Annotated in this window: 3 protein-coding genes and 1 pseudogene; all 4 read right to left on the bottom strand. The window is 63.3% G+C overall.

Annotated features, from left to right (window positions below):
- Window positions 1-284 (bottom strand): ATP-binding cassette domain-containing protein (locus VMJ11_RS02615; protein WP_414694276.1); only part of this gene is annotated, 284 nt, incomplete at its 3' end.
- Window positions 285-305: 21 nt separating this feature from the next.
- Window positions 306-1,202, bottom strand: a complete 897-nt coding sequence (gene pstA / locus VMJ11_RS02610; RefSeq protein WP_325616616.1) for a phosphate ABC transporter permease PstA — start codon at window positions 1,200-1,202, stop codon at window positions 306-308.
- Entirely contained in the window at window positions 1,199-2,185 is a 987-nt protein-coding gene (pstC, locus tag VMJ11_RS02605; protein ID WP_325616614.1) for a phosphate ABC transporter permease PstC, read from the bottom strand. The genes pstA and pstC overlap by 4 nt, the downstream gene beginning before the upstream one ends.
- Window positions 2,186-2,409: 224 nt before the next feature.
- Window positions 2,410-2,706: pseudogene (locus VMJ11_RS02600) on the bottom strand (phosphate ABC transporter substrate-binding protein PstS); the annotation flags it as partial.

Here is a 2,706-nt window from a genome sequence, read left to right as displayed (position 1 = left end):
GCGCGCTGCTCCGGATAGAGCGCATACATCTTGTTGAACGTGCGCAGCAGCGTGGACTTGCCGCAGCCCGACGGGCCGATGAACGCCGTCACCTTGCCTTCGGGAATCTGCAGGTTGATGTTCTTCAGCGCGTGATACTTGCCGTAGAAGAAGTTCAGATCCTTCACTTCGATCTTCGGCTTGCCGAGCGTCGACACGCTTGCATTCTGGGCGGGATCCGCAGGTTGAAAACCCGCCGCGGACGGCGCGACGTGCGCGCTGGTGTTGAGGTGACTCTCTGCCATGTTCATCGGATGACTCCGCCCTTACTTGTTCGAAAAGATGGCGCGCGCGAGGATATTCAAACCCAGGACGCCCAGCGTGATCAGGAAAACGCCGGCCCACGCAAGCGATTGCCACTGCGCAAACGGGCTCATCGCAAACTTGAAGATCGTGACCGGCAGGTTCGCGATCGGTTGATTCATGTCCGCGCTGAAGAACTGGTTCGACAGCGCCGTGAAGAGGAGCGGCGCGGTTTCGCCGGCAATACGCGCAACCGCCAGCAGCACGCCCGTCACGATACCGGCGATCGAAGCCTTGAGCGTGATCGACATCACCATCTTCCACTTCGGTGTGCCGAGCGCGAAGGCCGCTTCACGCAGGTTGTTCGGCACGAGCTTGAGCATGTTCTCGGTCGTGCGGATCACGATCGGGATCTGCAGCAGCGCAAGCGCGATCGCGCCAGCCCAGCCGCTGAAATGCCCCATCTTCGCGACGACGAGCGCGTAGACGAACAGGCCCACGACGATCGAAGGCGCCGACAGCAGAATGTCGTTGATGAAGCGCGTGACGCCCGCAAGCCACCCCTTCTGGCCGTATTCCGCAAGATAGATGCCCGCGAGAATACCGAGCGGCGTGCCGACGAACGTTGCGACCACAACGAGCAGCAGGCTGCCGACAATCGCATTGAGAAGACCGCCGCCGTCGGTGTTCGGCGGCGGCGTGGATTGCGTGAACAGTTCCACCGAAAGGCCGCCGATGCCGAGCGAAAGCGTCGTGTAGAGAATCCACACGAGCCAGAGAAGGCCGAATGCCATCGCGGCGAGCGAAAGCGAGAGCGCGATCGCGTTGGTCACGCGGCGGCGGCGCTGCAGCTTGCCGCGCATGCGCTCCAGTTCGGGCCCGCAAACGGCGCCCGGAATCTTGATCGTCGGTTCGCTCATCGCGCACCCTCCGCTTTTTCAAGGCGCAGCAACATGAGCTTCGAGATCGAGAGCACGACGAATGTGATCACGAAGAGGATCAGGCCGAGTTCCATCAGTGCAGCCGTATGCAGACCAGGGCTCGCTTCCGCGAACTCGTTGGCGAGCGCCGAGGTGATGCTGTTGCCCGGAGAAAAGAGCGATACGTTGTCGAGCAGGTTCGTATTGCCGATCACGAACGTCACGGCCATCGTTTCGCCGAGCGCGCGGCCAAGGCCGAGCATCACGCCGCCGATCACGCCGGTCTTGGTGAACGGCAGCACGATCTTCCACATTACTTCCCAGGTCGTGCAGCCGATGCCGTAGGCCGACTCCTTGAGCAGCACGGGCGTGACTTCGAACACGTCGCGCATGACCGAGGCGATGTACGGAATGATCATGATCGCGAGAATCACGCCCGCGCACAGAATGCCGATGCCGATGGGCGCGCCCTGGAACAGCGCGCCGACGATCGGCATGCCGCCCAGCAGCGTGCCGAGCGGCTTTTCGAACCATTGCGCGAAGATCGGCGCGAACACGAGCAGACCCCACATGCCGTAGACGATCGACGGGATCGCGGCGAGCAGCTCGATGGCGATGCCGAGCGGGCGGCGCAGCCACGCGGGCGAGAGCTCGGTGAGAAAGAGCGCGATGCCGAAGCTCACGGGCACGGCGATGATGAGCGCGATGAGCGAAGTGGCGATCGTGCCGTAGATGGGCACGAGCGCGCCGAACTGCTCGCTGGGTGGATCCCAGTCGGCAGTCCAGAGGAATGCGAAACCGAACTTCTGGATCGTCGGCAACGAGGCGATGAACAGCGACAAGATGATGCCGCCGAGCAGCAGCAACGTGACGATGGCAGCGAGGCGTGCGAGGCCGCCAAAAATGATGTCCCCCGCCGGGCTGGGCGCTTTTTGCTGCGCGGCGTTGCCGGGCGGGTTCGACACGAGCGGGACGTCGGACATGGTGACCTGGGTTCCAGTTGCCGCGAGCGCGGGGCTCACGACGTTGATGCAGCCGTGGCGACTGCAGATCGCCCGGCTTCCGGCCGTCTAGCCGGTAGCCGGGCGGCAAATCATGGACAGCGCGCATGGACAGCGCTGAATCAGGCAAACCACAAGCGAACAGGCCGCACGCTTCACGCGGCGGCCCTCTTCACGCTTGATCAGGCTTTCCTGACCCGCCGCGCTTATTCAGCGATCGGCTTGCCGCTCGCGTCCTTGACCCTCTCCTTCCACTGCGACTTGATTTCGCTCACGACCGATTGCGGCAGCGAGATGTAGTCGAGGCTGTCGGCAGCCGGCGTGCCGTTCTGGAAAGCCCAGTCGAAGAACTTGAGCGTTTCCTTGCCCTGATCCGGCTTGTCCTGCGCGGTGTGCAGCAGCACGAACGTCGCGCCGACGACCGGCCACGCGTCCTTGCCCGGCTCGTTCGTGAGGATCTGGTAGAACGACTTCTTCCAGTCCGCGCCGGCAGCGGCTGCCTT

The organism is Paraburkholderia sp. (genome assembly GCF_035501035.1).
Classification (GTDB): domain Bacteria; phylum Pseudomonadota; class Gammaproteobacteria; order Burkholderiales; family Burkholderiaceae; genus Paraburkholderia.
This window is presented reverse-complemented; position numbering and strand designations above follow the sequence as displayed.